This is a genomic window from Mycobacterium kyogaense (assembly GCF_036946525.1).
GTDB classification, from domain to species: Bacteria; Actinomycetota; Actinomycetes; order Mycobacteriales; family Mycobacteriaceae; genus Mycobacterium; species Mycobacterium kyogaense_A.
Map to the genome: position 1 here is coordinate 1 of NZ_JAQIIY010000033.1, position 16,888 is coordinate 16,888.

15 protein-coding genes and 2 pseudogenes are annotated in these 16,888 nt (G+C 69.2%); 12 read left to right on the forward strand and 5 right to left on the reverse strand.

The window, feature by feature from the left end:
• Both PGN37_RS24040 and serB read left to right on the forward strand, forming a co-directional pair.
• Window positions 1-1,011: pseudogene (locus PGN37_RS24040) on the forward strand (cytochrome c oxidase subunit I); the annotation flags it as partial.
• A 27-nt stretch (window positions 1,012-1,038) separates the two neighbouring features.
• Window positions 1,039-2,270 (forward strand): annotated as a pseudogene (gene serB / locus PGN37_RS24045) (phosphoserine phosphatase SerB).
• A gap of 35 nt (window positions 2,271-2,305) precedes the next feature.
• Here the strand turns inward: serB and yczR are convergent.
• Window positions 2,306-3,745 carry a MocR-like transcription factor YczR gene (gene yczR / locus PGN37_RS24050; RefSeq protein ID WP_335333497.1) on the reverse strand — a complete coding sequence of 480 codons (1,440 nt, stop codon included), beginning with the start codon at window positions 3,743-3,745 and terminating at the stop codon, window positions 2,306-2,308.
• A 62-nt stretch (window positions 3,746-3,807) separates the two neighbouring features.
• Here yczR and PGN37_RS24055 point away from each other — a divergent pair, with 62 nt between their 5' ends.
• The 8 genes from PGN37_RS24055 (at window position 3,808) to PGN37_RS24090 (ending at window position 10,042) form a co-directional block, all read left to right on the forward strand.
• On the forward strand, window positions 3,808-3,960 hold the full coding sequence (locus tag PGN37_RS24055) for a hypothetical protein (protein ID WP_335333498.1): 153 nt from the start codon (window positions 3,808-3,810) through the stop codon (window positions 3,958-3,960).
• Entirely contained in the window at window positions 3,957-4,664 is a 708-nt protein-coding gene (gene yczE / locus PGN37_RS24060) for a membrane protein YczE (protein WP_442933005.1), read from the forward strand. Before PGN37_RS24055 ends, yczE begins: the two co-directional genes overlap by 4 nt.
• On the forward strand, window positions 4,600-5,529 hold the full coding sequence (locus PGN37_RS24065) for an ABC transporter ATP-binding protein (protein WP_442933006.1): 930 nt from the start codon (window positions 4,600-4,602) through the stop codon (window positions 5,527-5,529). Before yczE ends, PGN37_RS24065 begins: the two co-directional genes overlap by 65 nt.
• On the forward strand, window positions 5,526-6,359 hold the full coding sequence (locus PGN37_RS24070) for an NUDIX hydrolase (RefSeq protein WP_335333500.1): 834 nt from the start codon (window positions 5,526-5,528) through the stop codon (window positions 6,357-6,359). Before PGN37_RS24065 ends, PGN37_RS24070 begins: the two co-directional genes overlap by 4 nt.
• On the forward strand, window positions 6,356-7,009 hold the full coding sequence (locus tag PGN37_RS24075) for an enoyl-CoA hydratase (protein ID WP_335333501.1): 654 nt from the start codon (window positions 6,356-6,358) through the stop codon (window positions 7,007-7,009). The genes PGN37_RS24070 and PGN37_RS24075 overlap by 4 nt, the downstream gene beginning before the upstream one ends.
• A 121-nt stretch (window positions 7,010-7,130) precedes the next feature.
• A complete protein-coding gene (locus PGN37_RS24080; protein ID WP_335333533.1) occupies window positions 7,131-8,087 on the forward strand; it encodes a class I SAM-dependent methyltransferase in 957 nt (318 codons plus the stop codon).
• A complete protein-coding gene (locus tag PGN37_RS24085) occupies window positions 8,033-9,250 on the forward strand; it encodes a THUMP-like domain-containing protein (protein ID WP_442933008.1) in 1,218 nt (405 codons plus the stop codon). The genes PGN37_RS24080 and PGN37_RS24085 overlap by 55 nt, the downstream gene beginning before the upstream one ends.
• A 102-nt stretch (window positions 9,251-9,352) precedes the next feature.
• On the forward strand, window positions 9,353-10,042 hold the full coding sequence (locus PGN37_RS24090) for an esterase (RefSeq protein ID WP_335333534.1): 690 nt from the start codon (window positions 9,353-9,355) through the stop codon (window positions 10,040-10,042).
• Between the two features lie 21 nt (window positions 10,043-10,063).
• Here PGN37_RS24090 and PGN37_RS24095 read toward each other — a convergent pair whose 3' ends face one another.
• Window positions 10,064-11,332 carry a PQQ-binding-like beta-propeller repeat protein gene (locus PGN37_RS24095; protein WP_335333503.1) on the reverse strand — a complete coding sequence of 423 codons (1,269 nt, stop codon included), beginning with the start codon at window positions 11,330-11,332 and terminating at the stop codon, window positions 10,064-10,066.
• 147 nt (window positions 11,333-11,479) lie between these two features.
• Between PGN37_RS24095 and PGN37_RS24100 the strand changes: the two genes are divergently transcribed.
• Window positions 11,480-12,217, forward strand: a complete 738-nt coding sequence (locus tag PGN37_RS24100; protein ID WP_335333504.1) for an acyltransferase — start codon at window positions 11,480-11,482, stop codon at window positions 12,215-12,217.
• On the opposite strand, the gene PGN37_RS24105 is transcribed toward PGN37_RS24100, so the two are convergent.
• From PGN37_RS24105 to PGN37_RS24115, 3 genes are read right to left on the reverse strand one after another with little or no spacing between them, the layout of a single operon-like run.
• Complete coding sequence (locus tag PGN37_RS24105) at window positions 12,214-13,452, reverse strand: glycosyltransferase family 4 protein (protein ID WP_335333535.1); 1,239 nt, start codon at window positions 13,450-13,452, stop codon at window positions 12,214-12,216. The two genes, PGN37_RS24100 and PGN37_RS24105, sit on opposite strands and share 4 nt — an antisense overlap.
• A 2-nt stretch (window positions 13,453-13,454) precedes the next feature.
• On the reverse strand, window positions 13,455-15,020 hold the full coding sequence (locus tag PGN37_RS24110; protein WP_335333505.1) for a glycoside hydrolase family 57 protein: 1,566 nt from the start codon (window positions 15,018-15,020) through the stop codon (window positions 13,455-13,457).
• Window positions 15,017-15,847, reverse strand: a complete 831-nt coding sequence (locus tag PGN37_RS24115; RefSeq protein ID WP_335333506.1) for a class I SAM-dependent methyltransferase — start codon at window positions 15,845-15,847, stop codon at window positions 15,017-15,019. The genes PGN37_RS24110 and PGN37_RS24115 overlap by 4 nt, the downstream gene beginning before the upstream one ends.
• A 192-nt stretch (window positions 15,848-16,039) precedes the next feature.
• On the opposite strand from PGN37_RS24115, the gene PGN37_RS24120 reads away from it, so the two are divergent.
• Window positions 16,040-16,831, forward strand: a complete 792-nt coding sequence (locus PGN37_RS24120) for an electron transfer flavoprotein subunit beta/FixA family protein (protein WP_335333507.1) — start codon at window positions 16,040-16,042, stop codon at window positions 16,829-16,831.
• Window positions 16,832-16,888: the final 57 nt, after the last annotated feature.

Below are 16,888 nucleotides of genomic sequence, written 5' to 3' on the forward strand. Positions count from 1 at the left end.
ACCCGGCCAACGGCGGCGTGCTGCTCTGGCAACACTTGTTCTGGTTCTTCGGCCACCCCGAGGTGTACATCATCGCGCTGCCGTTCTTCGGCATCGTCAGTGAGATCTTCCCCGTGTTCTCGCGGAAGCCGATCTTCGGCTACACCACGCTGATCTACGCCACGCTCGGCATCGCCGCGCTCTCGGTGGCGGTGTGGGCGCACCACATGTACGCCACCGGTGCCGTGCTGCTCCCGTTCTTCTCGTTCATGACGTTCCTGATCGCGGTGCCCACCGGCATCAAGTTCTTCAACTGGATCGGCACGATGTGGAAGGGGCAGTTGACCTTCGAGACACCGATGCTGTTCTCGGTCGGGTTCATCGTCACGTTCCTGCTCGGCGGTCTGTCGGGTGTGCTGCTGGCCAGCCCGCCGCTGGACTTCCACGTCACCGACAGCTACTTCGTGATCGCGCACTTCCACTACGTGCTGTTCGGCACGATCGTGTTCGCGACCTACGCCGGCATCTACTTCTGGTTCCCGAAGATGACGGGCCGCCTGCTCGACGAGCGGCTGGGCAAGGTGCACTTCTGGCTGACGTTCATCGGCTTCCACACGACGTTCCTGGTTCAGCACTGGCTCGGTGACGAGGGCATGCCCCGCCGGTACGCCGACTACCTGCCGAGCGACGGGTTCACCACGCTGAACATCGTGTCGACGATCGGTGCGTTCATCCTGGGCCTGTCGACGCTGCCGTTCCTGTGGAACATCTTCAAGAGCTGGCGCTACGGCGAGCCGGTGATGGTCGACGACCCCTGGGGCTACGGCAACTCCCTGGAGTGGGCCACCAGCTGCCCGCCGCCGCGGCACAACTTCACCGAGCTGCCCCGAATCCGGTCCGAGCGGCCCGCGTTCGAGCTGCACTACCCCGCACATGGTGGAGCGCATGCGGCGTGAGGCCCACGTCGGGCGCGCGCACGGACCCGGAGACGGTGATGTGACGCGGATCGACGACGTCGAAGTTCGCAGCTGACTTCCGCCCGCTCGGACGGTGCGGGGGGTGAGCACGCCGAAGGTGTCGGTGCTCATCACCGTCACCGGCCGAGACAAGCCCGGTGTCACGTCGGCGCTGTTCGAGGTGCTCTCCGCCCACGACGTGGAGCTGCTTAACGTCGAGCAGGTGGTCGTCCGCGGTCGTCTCACGCTCGCCGTCCTGGTGGCGGGACCGGCCGACGCGGCCGGCGGTATCACGCTGCGCGATGAGGTGCAGAAGGCCATCTGGGACGTCGGGCTCGACGTGACCATCGAGGGCAGCGACGGTCTGCCTGTCCTGCGTCAGCCCTCCACCCACACCATCGTCGTGCTGGGCCGACCCATCACCGCAGGGGCTTTCGGCGTGGTGGCGCGCGAGGGCCGCTGCGCTGGGCGTCAACATCGACACCATCCGCGGTGTCTCCGACTATCCGGTCACCGGTCTGGAGATGCGGGTGTCGGTGCCCGCCGGCGCATATCGAAAACTGCAGACCGTCCTCGCCAAAGTCAGTGCCGAGCAGGCCGTCGACATCGCGGTCGAGGACTACAGCCTGTCGCGCCGGGCCAAACGGCTGATCGTCTTCGACGTCGATTCCACGCTCATCCAGGGCGAGGTGATCGAAATGCTTGCCGCGCGGGCCGGCGTCGAGGCCAAGGTCGCCCAGATCACCGAGGCCGCGATGCGCGGAGAACTCGACTTCGAGGAGTCACTGCGCGAACGGGTTGCGACGCTGGCCGGGCTGCCCGCCGCCGTCGTCGACGACGTGGCCAACCAGATCGAGCTCACCCCGGGTGCCCGCACCACGCTGCGGACGCTGCGCCGGCTCGGCTACCACTGCGGTGTCGTCTCCGGCGGTTTCCGGCAGGTCATCGAACCGCTCGCCGAAGACCTGATGCTCGATTTCGTGGCCGCCAACCACCTCGAGATCGTCGACGGTGTGCTGACCGGTCGCGTGACCGGCACGGTGGTCGACCGTCCGGGTAAGGCGAAGGCGTTGCGGGACTTCGCAGCTCAGTTCGGTGTGCCGATGGAGCAGACCGTCGCGGTCGGGGGACGGCGCCAACGACATCGACATGCTGACCGCCGCCGGTCTCGGCGTGGCTTTCAACGCCAAACCCGCGCTGCGCGAGGTGGCCGACGCCTCGCTGAGCCACCCGTATCTCGACACCGTGCTGTTCATCCTCGGCATCACCCGCGGCGAGATCGAGGCCGCGGATGCTCTCGACGGTATGGTGCGCCGCGTCGACATCCCGGACTGAGTCAGGCCACCGGGCTGCTCACACGACGGGGCTGCTCAGACGATGACGGCGGCCGGTTCGGTCGGGGCCGATCCGGTCACCGTGCGCCAGGCCCGCGCCAGCAGCGTGATCGATTCGACCAGTTGATCGTCGGGCAACGTGTAGGGCACGCGGATAAACCGCTCGAGTGTGCCGTCCACACCGAAGCGGGGGCCGGGCGGGATCTCCAAGCCCATCCGCGACGCGGCCGCCGACAATGCCGAACTCATCGGCGCGGGTAACCGCACCCATACCGACATCCCACCTGTCCCGGGCGCAGGTCGCCAATCCGGCAGATGCTCGCCCAGCAGGTCGAGCAGCAGCGCGCGCCGGGCCCGCAAGATCTCTCGTCGTTCCGGCAGTACCTCGCTCTCAGCGGCCAAAAGCCTTGCTGCAGCCAGCTGTTCGAAGACCGGGGTGCCCATGTCGATCGCGGGGCGCAGCGCCGCGACCGTGGCCAAGGTGGTGCGCTCGGCGCGGATCCAGCCGATTCGCAGCCCACCCCAGAATGACTTCGACATCGAGCCCACCGTCAGCACCAGATCCCTGCCTGTGGTCATCGACGCGGCGAACGGTGGAGGCACCTGCTCGTCGAGCCACATGTCGGTGATGGTCTCGTCGATGATCGTGCGGGTACGTGTATCGGCGATGATCTGCGCGAGACGGCGCCGCCCCGCCGGAGGCAGTGTCAATCCGGTCGGATTGTGGTTGTCGGGGATCAGGTAGGCCAGGCTCGGCACCAGCTGCCGGATGGCCGCGTCCACGGCGTCGAGTTCCCAACCGGTGGAGGTCATCGCGACGGGCACCGGCCGGACACCGCGGGTGGCCATCGCCGCGAGTCCGCCGTGGTAGGTGGGCTGTTCGACGAGTACCCGATCGTCGGGCTGGGTGTAGGTGGCCAGGATCAGCCCGATCGCGTGCAGCGCGCCGGTGGTCACCATGATCTCGTCCGGATCGGTGGGAAGCCCTCTGGCGCAATATCTTTCAGCGATTGCCTCGCGTAATTCCGGCACGCCCCGCAGTTCGATGCCGATGTCGCGCAGATAGGGCGTGATCAGATCGGCCGCATCGGAGTAGGCCTGCGACACCACCGCGGCGGGGGCCGCCAGCGTCGCGGCGGCGAGATTGGCGGTCGGAATGGTCAGCGAGGGCGCCGTCGGCGCCAGAGGCAGTGCTGTCGTGCTGCGCGCCCCCTGCCGGGCATTGAGGTAACCGTCTTCGCGGAGTTGGCTGTACGCGGCGGTCACCGTGGTCCGGGACACGTGCAGCGCCTCGGCCAGTGCGCGCTCGCTGGGCAACCGAGCCCCGATCGGGATCTGGCCGTCCACGATCAGCAAGCGGATGGCGTCGGACAGGCCGTGGTAGGCAGGGCCGGTCCGACTGGACGTGCGCCAGTTGCCCAGTTCGCGGCATAGGAGGTCCACATCGAGGGATCTCGCTGTCATGGAAGCAGTCATTGAGGCCAGTATCGCCCAACTGGCTATTGATGAGCAAGCCAGTCAGACCAGAAAATGGCGTCATGACTCACTGGATATCTCGACTGGCCCTCCGGCTGGCGGATCTGTACTACCTGCCATCGATCGGCGGGACGCTCGACGAGCGCGACTCCGACGCCCGCCGGATGCGCACCGAGCTGGACGCGATCCGCATGCACTTCCCCGACCACTCGTGACGTCCACAGTCGGTAGGGGAGCCGCCCGAGGCGCTGTGCTGCTTCTCGGACTCATCGGCTACGGCACGTCCATGGCGATGATGGTGCGCGCCGGCCTGGGACTGGATCCCTGGGACGTCTTCCATCAGGGGCTTGCGCTGCGCACCGGAATGACGATCGGCACAGCGTCGGCGGTGGTCGGAGTGGTCGTGCTGCTGGCCTGGATCCCGCTGCGCAACCGGCCCGGCATCGGCACCGTCGCCAACGTCGTCGTCATCGCCGTGAGCGTCGACGTCGCACTGTCGCTCATCACGGCGCCGCAGTCCCTCCCGGCGCGCATCGCGTTGATGGTGGGGGCGGTGGTCTTCAACGCGGTGAGCACGGTGCTCTACATCGGGGCCGGGCTGGGCCCCGGTCCGCGGGACGGGCTGATGACCGGACTGGTGGGCGCAACCGGTCGCTCGGTGCGCCTGGTCCGCACCACGATCGAGGTCACCGTGCTGGCGCTCGGCTGGCTCCTCGGCGGCACCGTGGGCGTCGGGACTCTGGCCTACGCGTTCGGAATCGGGCCGCTGGTGCAACTGTTCGTCCGCCTCACCCCGCAGCGGCTCCTCGCCGCCAGCGGATGGGCGCAGGTGCGACGACCGGTCACCGCCGCCGATGCGGGTCCGCTCGCGAACGCGGACCCACTCGCCGAGGCGCGCGAGGGCTGCGGCGCGGGCTGACTACGATGAGCGGGTGCCTGCCGACCCCGGTGATGAAGAACCAGCAGCCGATCAAGACCTGCTCATCGACTTCACGAAGGTCACGTTGCGACGCAACGGGCGGGTGCTCGTAGGCCCCGTCACCTGGTCGGTGGAACTCGACGAACGATGGGTGATCGTCGGCCCGAACGGGGCCGGGAAGACCTCGCTGCTGCGTATCGCCGCGGCGATGGAACACCCGTCGTCAGGCACCGCCCACATCCTCGGTGAACGACTCGGGCGCGTGGACATGTCGGAGCTGCGGGCCCGGATCGGGCTGAGCAGCGCATCGCTGGCCCAGCGGGTGCCCGATGACGAGGTGGTGCGCGACCTCGTCGTGTCGGCGGGTTACGCCGTGCTCGGCCGGTGGCGCGAGAAATACGACGACGTCGACTACGCCCAGGCGCTCGACATGCTCGAAAGCGTCGGAGGCGAGCACCTCGCCGACCGCACGTACGGCACCCTGTCCGAGGGTGAGCGCAAACGTGTGCTCATCGCCCGCGCCCTGATGACCGACCCTGAGCTGCTGCTGCTCGACGAGCCCGCCGCCGGACTGGACCTCGGCGGCCGCGAGGAACTCGTGGCCCGGCTCAGCGATCTCGCACTGGACCCGGACGCGCCCGCGATGGTGCTGGTCACCCACCACGTCGAAGAGATCCCACCCGGCTTCTCGCACTGCCTGATCCTGTCCGAGGGTGAGGTCGTCGACGCCGGCCTGCTGACCGACGTCCTGACCGCAGACAATCTGTCCGCCGCCTTCGGTCAGTCGATCGCGCTGGACCTGATCGACGGCCGCTACTTCGCGCGTCGCACGCGCAGCCGGGCCGCGCACAGGAGGCGCTCATGACGTCCGACGATCCCTTGGTCCCGCGCCCCGCGGCCACCGTGATGCTGGTGCGGGACACCCCGGAAGGCATCAAGATCTTCCTGATGCGCAGGCACGCGGCGATGGAGTTCGTCGCCGGGGTCATGGTGTTTCCCGGCGGCGGGGTCGACGACCGCGATCGCAACGCCGACATCGCCTGGCACGGACCGCAGCCGAGCTGGTGGGCGCAGCGGTTCGGCGTCGACAGCGAGCTCGCCGAGGCGCTGGTGTGCGCTGCCGCGCGGGAGACGTTCGAAGAATGCGGGGTGCTGTTCGCGGGTTCGGCCGACGACCCCGACCTGCTCGTCGACGACGCCTCGGTGTATCGCGAACAGCGTGCCGCTCTGGAGAGCAAGCAGCTGTCGTTCGGCGAGTTCCTGCGCGCCGAGAAGCTCGTCCTGCGCTCAGATCTGTTGCGGCCGTGGGCGAACTGGGTCACGCCGAAGGAAGAACGCACCCGCCGCTACGACACGTTCTTCTTCGTCGGCGCTCTTCCTCAGGGGCAGCGCGCCGACGGCGACAACACCGAAACCGACAAGGCGGACTGGGTGACTCCGGAGGCTGCGCTGGACGATTTCGCCGAGGGGCGCAGCTTCCTGCTCCCGCCGACGTGGACGCAGCTCGATGCGCTGGCCGGCCACACCGTGGCCGAGGTGCTGGCCGTCGAGCGGCAGATCACTGCGATCGAGCCGACGCTGGCGGCGAAGCCGGGCGGAAACTGGGAGATCGAGTTCTTCAACAGCGACCGCTACAACGCCGCCCGCAACCGCCGCGCCCCGCAGGGTCACACCGACGCCGCTCCGCAGCCGTGAGAGAGTTCGTCAGCCTCCACACCGGCGAGCACGAGCCCCGGATCGCGACGCTGCTGCTCTCGCGTCCGCCCACCAACGCCCTGACCCGCCAGGTGTACCGGGAGATCGTCGACGCCGCCGGCGAGCTGGGGGAGCGGTCCGATCTCGCGGCGATCATCGTGTTCGGCGGCCACGAGATCTTCTCCGCCGGCGAGGACATGACCGAGCTGGAGACCCTGAACGGCGAGGAAGCCGCGGCGGCGGCGCGACTCTGTGAGACGGCGGTCGAGGCGCTCGCCGCGATTCCGCGGCCGACGATCGCCGCCGTCACCGGCTACGCCCTCGGAGCGGGGCTGACCCTCGCGCTGGCCGCCGATTGGCGTGTCAGCGGCGACAACGCGAAGTTCGGAGCGACGGAGATCCTCGCGGGAATGGTTCCCGCTGGCGGCGGAGCGGCCCGCCTGACCGCCGCGGTCGGCCCTAGCAAGGCCCGCGACCTGGTGTTCACCGGGCGTTTCGTGGACGCGCGGGAAGCGCTCGAGCTCGGTCTTGTGGACGAATTGGTGTCGCCGGACGGCGTGTACGACGCCGCCCTGGCAAGGGCGCGCCGCTTCCTGGACTACCCCCCGGACGTGCTGGCCTCGGCGAAGGCCGCCTTCGACCGGCCGTGACCGGCCTCCGCCGCAGAGCGTTAGGCTGCCCTGCATGACGACTTCCGATATCGCCGACCCGGCTCGCAAGGCAGATGTCGCCGACCCGGCTCGCAAGGCAGATGTCGCCGACCCGGCTCCGATGCCCCACGCGACCAAAGAGCAGGTCGACGCCGCCATGCACGACACCAAACTCGCCCAGGTGCTCTACCACGACTGGGAGGCCGAAACCTACGACGAGAAGTGGTCGATCTCCTACGACCAGCGCTGCGTCGACTACGCCCGGGGCCGCTTCGACGCCGCGGTGCCCGAGGACGTCCAACGGCAGCTGCCCTACGATCGCGCGCTGGAGCTGGGCTGCGGCACGGGGTTCTTCCTTCTCAACCTGATCCAGGCCGGGGTCGCCCGGCGCGGCTCGGTGACCGACCTGTCCCCGGGCATGGTGAAGGTGGCCACCCGCAACGGCCAGTCGCTCGGACTGGACATCGACGGCCGCGTCGCCGACGCCGAGGGCATCCCGTATCCGGACGACACTTTCGACCTGGTGGTCGGGCACGCGGTGCTGCACCACATCCCCGACGTCGAGCTGTCCCTGCGTGAGGTCGTGCGCGTGCTCAAGCCCGGCGGCCGCTTCGTGTTCGCCGGCGAGCCGACCACGGTGGGCAACCGTTACGCCCGCGAACTGTCGACGTTGACCTGGCGGATCGCCACCAACGTCACCAAGCTGCCGATGCTCTCGGACTGGCGGCGCCCGCAGGCCGAGCTCGACGAGTCCTCACGGGCCGCAGCCCTGGAGGCCGTCGTCGATCTGCACACCTTCGATCCGAGTGATCTCGAGCGCATGGCGACGAGCGCCGGCGCCGTCGACGTGCGCACGGCCAGTGAGGAATTCACCGCCGCGATGCTCGGCTGGCCCGTCCGGACGTTCGAGGCGGCGGTCCCGCCGGGGCGTCTTGGGTGGGGCTGGGCCAAGTTCGCGTTCTCCAGCTGGACGACACTGTCGTGGGTCGACTCGAACGTGTGGCGCCGGGTCGTGCCGAAGGGCTGGTTCTACAACGTCATGATCACGGGGGTCAAGCCGGGCGGCGCATCGTCGTAGCTTTCGGACTCGACGATGTGCGCTTCCTGCGCACCGAATCCGGCCGGCAGGCGCTCGCCGAGGTCGACCTGCTGGACCTGACCGCCGCCACCCTGGTCGCCGATGTGGCAAGTGCGCGAAGGCAATTCGGCGAACGCGCCGCGGTCCTGGTGGAGACCGTTCGGCTGCGGCGCAGAGCCGCAGCGAAGTTCGACGGGGCGGCGCAGTGGTTGTTCACCGACGAGGCGCTGCAGCAGGCCACCGCGGCGCCGGTCGCCGCCCATCGCGCGCGGCGACTCGCCGGCGCGGTCGTACACGACGCCACCTGCTCGATCGGTTCCGAGCTTGTGGCCCTTGCGGATTCGGCGGCATCGGTGATGGGCAGTGATCTCGATCCGGTGCGGCTGGCGATGGCCCGGCACAACGTCGGCGCGCAGGTGCCGCTCTGCCGTGCCGACGTGCTGCACCCCGTGAGCAGGGACACGGTGATCCTCGCCGACCCGGCGCGGCGTACCGGATCGGCGCGCCGCTTCGACCCACGCGCCTACCAACCTCCCCTCGACGATCTACTCACCACTCTCGCACCCCGCGACTACGCGGTGAAGTGCGCTCCCGGAATCGATTTCGACGTCGTCGAGGAAATGGGTTTCGCCGGGGAGATCGAGGTGACCTCGCTGGCCGCCAGCGTGCGGGAGGCGTGCCTGTGGTCCCCGGGCCTGACGAGCGGCCGGGTGCGCCGGCGGGCGACGATCCTCGACACCGGAGAGCAGGTCGTCGACACCGATCCCGACGACTGCGGTGTCGCGCCGGCCGGTCGCTGGCTCGTCGACCCCGACGGGGCGGTGGTGCGTGCCGGCCTGGTCCGTCACTACGCGGCGCGGCACGGGCTGTGGCAGATCGACCCCGACATCGCCTACCTGTCAGGGGACGAACTGCCCGACGGGGTGCGCGGGTTCGAGGTGCTCGACCAGCTCGCTTATAGCGAACGCCACCTGCGCCAGGCGCTTTCGGCACGCGCGGTGGGTGCGGTCGAGTTCCTGATCCGCGGTGTCGACGTCGATCCCGACGCGCTGCGCAAACGCATGCGGCTGCGCGGCGCGGAGCGGGCGTCGGTCGTCATCACCCGCCTCGGTTCCGGAGCCGCAAGCAGGGCAACGGCATTCATATGCCGTCCGTCACGGTGAACGCTCACGTACCCTGGCGGTGAGTCCACCACTGGTTCCACCGTGATGTCCACCCCCGCGCCCCGAGCGACTGCGGCGCCGACGATGAGGATGCTGTTGACGATGCGCGTGATCGCCGCCGCCCTTCTGGCCGCCGGTGTGTTCGCCGGCTCGGTCGCGATCCCGGCCGCCGCCGCCGAACCGGCGTGCGCCGATCTGGGCGGCACGGTCGATGCTCAGCAGGTGTGCACCGTGCACATGGACAACCCCACCTACACCGTCGACTTCACGTTCCCGGCCGACTATCCCGACCAGCAGGCCCTCATCGGCTACCTGACCCAGACCCGGGACGGCTTCGTCAACGTCGCCGAGATGCCGGGCTCGTGGAACCTGCCGTACGTTCTCGACGGCAAGGGCACCGGGTATCGCAGCGGTCCCGACGACGGCGGCACCCGCAGCGTCGTGTTCGAGGTCTACGAGAACGTCGGCGGCGCCCATCCGCAGACCTGGTACAAGTCGTTCAACTGGGACGTCGCCAAGAAGGCGCCGATCACCTTCGCGTCGCTGTTCAAACCCGACACCCGGCCCCTGGACGTCATCTTCCCGATCGTGCAGTCCGAGATCTCCCGCCAGCTGGGCGTCGATTCACCGATCACCCCGTCCGACGGCCTCGACCCGGCCAAGTACTCGGAGTTCGCCCTGACGGACGACACGATCACCTTCTTCTTCGGCCAGGGCGAGATCATGGCCGGCGCCGGCGGCGCACTGCAGGCCACGGTGCCACGCTCGGCGATCGCCGCGATGATGGTCTGACGCGCTGTCGGCGACTACCGCTCAGGCCGGCGCGAAACCATAGACGCGTCCATCGCTGGTCGCGGTCACCACCCGGCGGTCGTGACCCACTGACACGCCGACCGGCCAGCCCGTCGCGTTCGGCAATCGGTACGAGTGCACGGTGTGCCCGTCTCCCAGATCGAACACGGTCAGAGCCATGCCGTCGCCGTCAGGGGTGACGGTGTACCCGACGCCCGCGACGCTGCTCGTGGTCAGCGGGGCCGTGTCGTCGCGGCGCCACAGCCGCTCCGGCCCGTCACCGGTGTCGCGGATCGCGGTCAACTTCGCGCCCGGCCCGCCGCCGGCGAGGATGAGCCCCTCGGGCGTCACCGAGGGCGGGGTCTGCGCCAGGTAGTCCAGCGGCTGCGACCACTTCACCGAGCCGTCCTCGGCATTGATCGCCCACAGCCGCTCGTCGCGGCCGTTGACGTAGACGGTGTTCCCGTCGGGGGACAAGACCGGGCTACCCAGCGGGCCGCGGCCGACGGCATCGCTGCTCCACTCCTGGGTGATCAGCGGGGTCTGCCCGGGGCGGTAGCGCAACCCGACCAGTTCGGGCGCCTCGGCGCCGGGTTGCCACAGCGTCAGCACGATGACCCCGGAAGATTCGGAGTACGCCGGCGCGGCAGCCACGGGGCACTCGGGTCCACCGAGCCGGCAGTCTTGCAGGCCCCGCTCCGAGTCGCGCGGATCGAGACCCGCCACCAGGTCCAGGGACGTACCGACCACGGTGCCCCGGTGCGCGTCGAACACCAGCACCTGGCCGAGGTGGGTGATCACCAGCAGACGACCGGGATCGAGGAACCGCATCGTGGTCGGCATGCCGATCACCGGCTGCCTCCAGCGAATCCACTGCGTCGGCGGGAAGGCCAGCACGGCGCCCGGCTGGCCGACGTAGAGGTTGTCGAAGCCATCGAACAAGGGGCTGGACAGCCCGCCACCCTGCCAGAGGCGGGTGCACCACCGCTGCCGCGCCCGGTTGTTGGCCTCCCACACCATCAGCGAGCAACCACCGGCGGTCTGGCCGTTCACGGCGAGGTAGTTGCTCGAGCCCAGCGCGACCTGGGCGGCGAGCTCGCCTTTGACCGAGCGCACCCATTCCAGCCGCAGCGTGTCGGCGCCGGCTCGTCCGACGGAACTCCGGTTGGCGGCGTCGGCGTACTGGGCGGCCCAGCCGGAAGCGGCGCGGGCCTCGACCCAGGAATCGGTGTTCCCGCATCCGGCAGCGACGAGCACGGCGCTGGCCAGCACGATGATTCGCCGGAGCACGGGTTCCCTTCTGGTCGCGGGTGGTTGCGTTGGGCCTGGTTGCGGTGGACCGAGCGCCCCCAGGAGGGTAACCGCTCTGTCTCTTCCGGCGGGCAGGAGCGCAGCGACCCGGGGTTGGGACTCTGCGCTCGCGTAGGCTTTCCGGCCATGACGACGATGTGGGGCGCGCCGCTGCACAAGCGCTGGCGTGGATCGCGGCTGCGGGATCCACGCCAGGCGAACTTCCTCACGGTGGCCTCGCTGAAGTGGGTGCTCGCCAACAAGGCCTACACGCCGTGGTACCTGGTCCGGTACTGGCGACTGCTGAAGTTCAAGCTCGCCAACCCGCACATCATCACCCGCGGCATGGTGTTCCTCGGCAAGGACGTCGAGATCCAGGCCACCCCCGAGCTCTCGCAGATGGAGATCGGCCGGTGGGTGCACATCGGCGACAAGAACACGATCCGCTGCCATGAGGGTTCGCTGCGGATCGGTGACAAGGTCGTGCTCGGCCGCGACAACGTGATCAACACCTACCTCGACATCGAGCTCGGCGATTCGGTGCTGATGGCCGACTGGTGCTACATCTGCGATTTCGACCACCGAATGGACAACATCGAGTTGCCGATCAAGGACCAGGGCATCATCAAGGGCCCGGTGCGCATCGGCCCGGACACCTGGGTCGGGGTGAAGGTCAGCGTGCTGCGCAACACCACGATCGGGCGCGGCTGCGTGCTCGGATCGCACGCGGTGGTCCGCGGCGACATTCCGGACTTCTCGATCGCGGTGGGAGCTCCCGCCAAGGTGGTCAAGAACCGCAAGACGTCCTGGGAGACCTCAGCTGCCCAGCGTGCCGAACTCGCGGCGGCGCTGGCCGACATCGAGCGGAAAAAGGCTTCCCGCTAGACCTCGCGGTGCCGCTCGGGCAGCGCCAATTCGGCGATCGGTCGGCGCGGTTGGGGGCGGCGTTCGCCCCTCTTGGCGCCGAGGTACACCTGCGCGGTCTCGGCGGCGACGGTCGCCCAGGCGAAGTCGGAGGTGAGGCGCTCACGCGCGGCCGTCGCGGCCCGCTGGGCGGCGTCCGGGGCGTCGAGCACGGTGCGCACGGCGGCCGCCAGCGCGGCCACGTCGCCCGGCGGGAACGTGTGACCGGTGGTGCCGTGGCCGACCGCCTCCCCGAGACCTCCCGCGTCAGACACCACCAGGGGTGCGCCGGCCGCGGCGGCCTCCAGCGCGACGATGCCGAACGGTTCGTAACGAGACGGCAGTACCGCGACGTCGGCGCGGTGCAGGAGCCCGAGGAGCTGTTCGTGGTCGACGAGGCCGACGAACTCGACGGCCTTGAGCACGCGGTACCGGCGGGCCTGCTCGATCAGGAACTCCAGTTGCGTGCCGTCGCCGGCGATCGTCAGCGTGGTGCCGGGATGGGTGCGCCGGATGCGGGGGAGGGCGGCGATCGCGTCGTGCACGCCCTTCTCGTACTCGAGCCGGCCGAAGTAGAGCAGCTCAGCGGGGCCGTTTCGCGGTTGCCGGGTGGCGAAAGGCCAACCGGCGGTGTCGATTCCGTTGCGGATCACCGCGATCTCGGACAGGCCGGGGCCGAACAGTGCGGTGATCTCGTCCCGCATCGACGCCGAACACGTGATCAGAGAATCGGATTCGCGCACCAGCCAGGACTCCAGGGCGTGCACCTGGCGGCTGACCGCACCGCTGACCCAGCCGGAATGCCGGCCCGCCTCGGTGGCGTGGATGGTGGACACCAGTGGCACGTCGAAGAATTGCGCCAGCGCGACGGCGGGGTGGGCGACCAGCCAGTCATGGGCGTGCACCACGTCGGGTCGCCAGCCGCCGAGGGTGAGGCCGGCGCGCACCATCGCATGGCCCATCGCCAGGGTCCAGGCCATCATGTCGGTGCCGAAGGCGAATTCGTGCGGGTCCTCCGCGGCGGCGATCACGCGGACGCCGTCGCTGATCTCGTCGGTGGTCGGATGGGTGTCGGGGTCGGTGCCGGTCGGTCTGCGACAAAGGACGACGACGTCGTGACCGGCGGCGACGAGTTCGGTGGCCAGGTGGTGGACGTGGCGGCCGAGCCCGCCGATCACCACCGGCGGGTACTCCCACGACACCAGAAGGATTTTCATCGTCACGGGCTCGGGAGTCGGCGTGCGTCCAACGCACCGAACAGACCGTCGGCGCGGTTCCAGCCGGCAGCCAGACGTTCGGCGTGCTCGGTGCGGCCCGAGGCGAGTGCGTCGGAGATCTCGCGGGTCGCGTGGGCGTGCAGGTGCGCGCGGTAGCGGGCGTAGTCTGCAGCCGAGTCCTTGCTGACCATGAAGGGCCAATCGCTGGACACCGTGAGCAGGGTTTCCCGCAGGATCTGGTCGGCGACCAGACTCCGCGAGCCTGCCGAATGTGCCAGCGCCTTGTCGACCGTGCTGAGCGCGGTGTCGACGACCTCGGTGTTGAGCCGCACGAGGTCGGCCACCTGGTCTCCCGACCACACCTGCCAGTCCTTGCCGGATCCCCATGAGCTGGGCGGCAATTCGACCGCTTGGCCGACGTAACCGGCGGCCAGCGCGTCGGCCAGGGTGCCGACCTGGACGCCGGCCTCGGGCAGCGCGCGCAGGACCTGCGCGAGCCACTGCGGACCCTCGTACCACCAGTGTCCGAACAGTTCGGTGTCGAACGCCGCGATGACGTGGGCGGGCCTTCCGATGCGTGCGCGCTCGCTGATGAGGCGCTCCCGCACGGTCGCGACGAAGTCGGCGACGTGCGCGTCGACAGCGGCCGCCGCGCGTTCGGGATCGTAGGGCGCCTTCTCATCCGACGGCACGTTGCGTCCGGTGACGCGGGCGGGTTTGAGCCCGGTCGCGTGGTCGTAGGTGTGGAAGTCGCGGTAGGCGGCGTGGCCGGGATACCCCGAGCGCGGCGACCACACGCGGTAACTCACAGTCAGGTCGCGGCCGAATGCCACGACCGGGGAGCCGGCGACCGGTCGGCCGAGGGCGGTGTCGCCGTGCAGCGACGGTCCGTCGACCATGAAGTGGCCGACTCCGGCTGCGGCGTAGTCGTTTTCCATGCCCGGGGCGTATGCGCATTCCGGCGCCCAGATGCCCGCGGGCTGATGGGCGAACCGTTGGCCGGCATCGGCGAGGCCCTCACGCAACGCGAACTCGCGCAGCCGCGGGGTGAGCAGAGGCTGGAACGGGTGGGCCAGCGGACCGCCCAGCAGCTCGATGACGTCACCGTCGATCAGCTCGCGCAAGACCGGGCTGCCGCCGTGGCGCCACAGCGTCTCGAACTCCGCGAGCTCCCGGTCGGCCTCGGCCAGCTCGCGGGAGCCGAAGCGGCGCAACGCTTCTGGTGCAGAGGCCGGAGACGGACCGGTCGGGGTGCGGATCGTCGCCGCTTCACGGGCGCGCAGCCGCCAGTTCGCCACCCAGTGGTGCATGCCCTGCAGGCAGTACGGATCGTCGAGCTGGGCGGCCACCACGGGCGTCACGCCGAGGGTGAGCAGATGCTGCCGGTTCTCGGCGGCTAGCGTGCGCAGCACGCGGACCAGCGGCAGGTAGGCCGCCGACCATGACTGGTAGAGCCATTCCTCGCCCACCGGCCATCGGCCGTGGTGGGCCAGCCACGGCAGGTGGGTGTGCAGGACGAAGGTGAACAGTCCCGGCACCGGCGCGGAGCTCGGGTGCGCCGATGTCACGGCCGTACCGCGATCGCGACCAGGTCGAGGCTCTCGTCGATGGGGCGGTCGGTGTCGCGCTCGATGTCGAAGTCTTCGATCGTGATCGAGGCGATGTCGGCGAGCAGATCGGCCGGCCACGGCGCATCGGACAGTGCACGGGCGATCTGCGCGTCGATGATCGATCCGCCGTGCCGCGCGTCGAGCTCACGCAGGCGGGCGCCGTGATGGACGCCGTAGAGACCGTCGACCCGCAGGCCCGCGTCGGTCAGCAGTTCGGTCAGTTCGGCGGCGTTGAGCTCGCGGGTGTGGAACGGGTTGACCGGGGTGTCGCTGCCGGGGGTGAAGGTGATCCGGTTGGGCGTCGACATGAGCAGCAGGCCGCCCGGCCGCAGCACCCGTCGGCACTCGGCGACGAACTGGCCCTGGTCCCAGAGGTGCTCGATGACCTGGAAGTTGACCACGATGTCCACCGACTCGTCGGGTAGTGGCAGTTCGGCGAGGTTGCCGTGGCGCATGTCGACGCGGGGGTAGCGGGAACGCACATGGGCGACGGCGTACTCGTCGTAGTCCAGACCGATCACGCGGCGTGCGACGCCGGCGATCAGGTCGGCGCCGTACCCCTCACCGCACCCGGCCTCCAGGACGTCAGCGTCAGAGAAGCGGTCGGCCAGTCGGGCGACCAGATCGCGGTAGACGATCTCATGGCGGCGGAACCAGTAGTTCTCCTCGGCGATGTCGGGCACCGTTCGCTCGCCGGTCAGCGCCATCGGCGCCCCCGTGCTTGCGTCCGTGTTCGCATCGATGGGCTGCTCACCCGCCTCGGAGGTGGTCACGTGTGTGCTCATCGGAAGGCAGGCTAACCCGTAACCGAGCGATGACGAATAGTTCGTCGCACCCGGGCGGGCGAGACGACGTACTTCGACCAGCTATGGTGTTTTTGCGAACCGCCTTAAGTTACCCACTGGTAACATGGGGGTGAGAGCTCCAAACGTGATAAGGCGGGCCGGTCACCGGCCCCTTTCGAGAAGGACGAACTCATGACGAACATCGTGGTTCTGATCAAGCAGGTTCCCGACACATGGTCCGAGCGCAAGCTGTCCGAGGGTGACTGGACCCTCGACCGCGAAGCCGCCGACGCCGTGCTCGACGAGATCAACGAGCGTGCCGTCGAGGAAGCGCTGCTCATCAAGGAGCGCGAGGGTGGCGACAGCACGGTGACGGTGCTCACCGCCGGCCCCGAGCGCGCCACCGAGGCGATCCGCAAGGCGCTGTCCATGGGTGCCGACAAGGCCGTGCACCTCGTCGACGAGGGCCTGCACGGCTCGGACATGGTGCAGACCGGGTGGGCACTGGCCCGCGCCCTGGGCACCATCGAAGGCACCGAGCTGGTCATCGCCGGTAACGAGGCCACCGACGGAACCGGTGGGGCCGTACCGGCCATCATCGCCGAGTACCTGGGCCTGCCTCAGCTGACGCACGTGCGCAAGCTCACCGTCGAGGGTGGCAAGGTCACCGGCGAGCGCGAGACCGACGACGGTGTGTTCACCCTCGAGGCGAGCCTGCCCGCCGTGGTGAGCGTCAACGAGAAGATCAACGAGCCCCGCTTCCCGTCCTTCAAGGGCATCATGGCCGCCAAGAAGAAGGAAGTGACGAAGCTGACGCTCGCCGAGATCGGCGTGGAAGCCGACGAGGTCGGTGTCGCCAACGCCGGGTCGAAGGTGCTGACGTCGACGCCGAAGCCGCCCAAGACCGCGGGCGAGAAGGTCACTGACGAGGGCGAGGGCGGCACCAAGATCGCCGAGTACCTGGTCGCGCAGAAGATCGTCTAGCAGACCCCCGGCCGAACCCGAAAAACTCCCCCTTCCATCTTCGAAAGACTCAGAGGC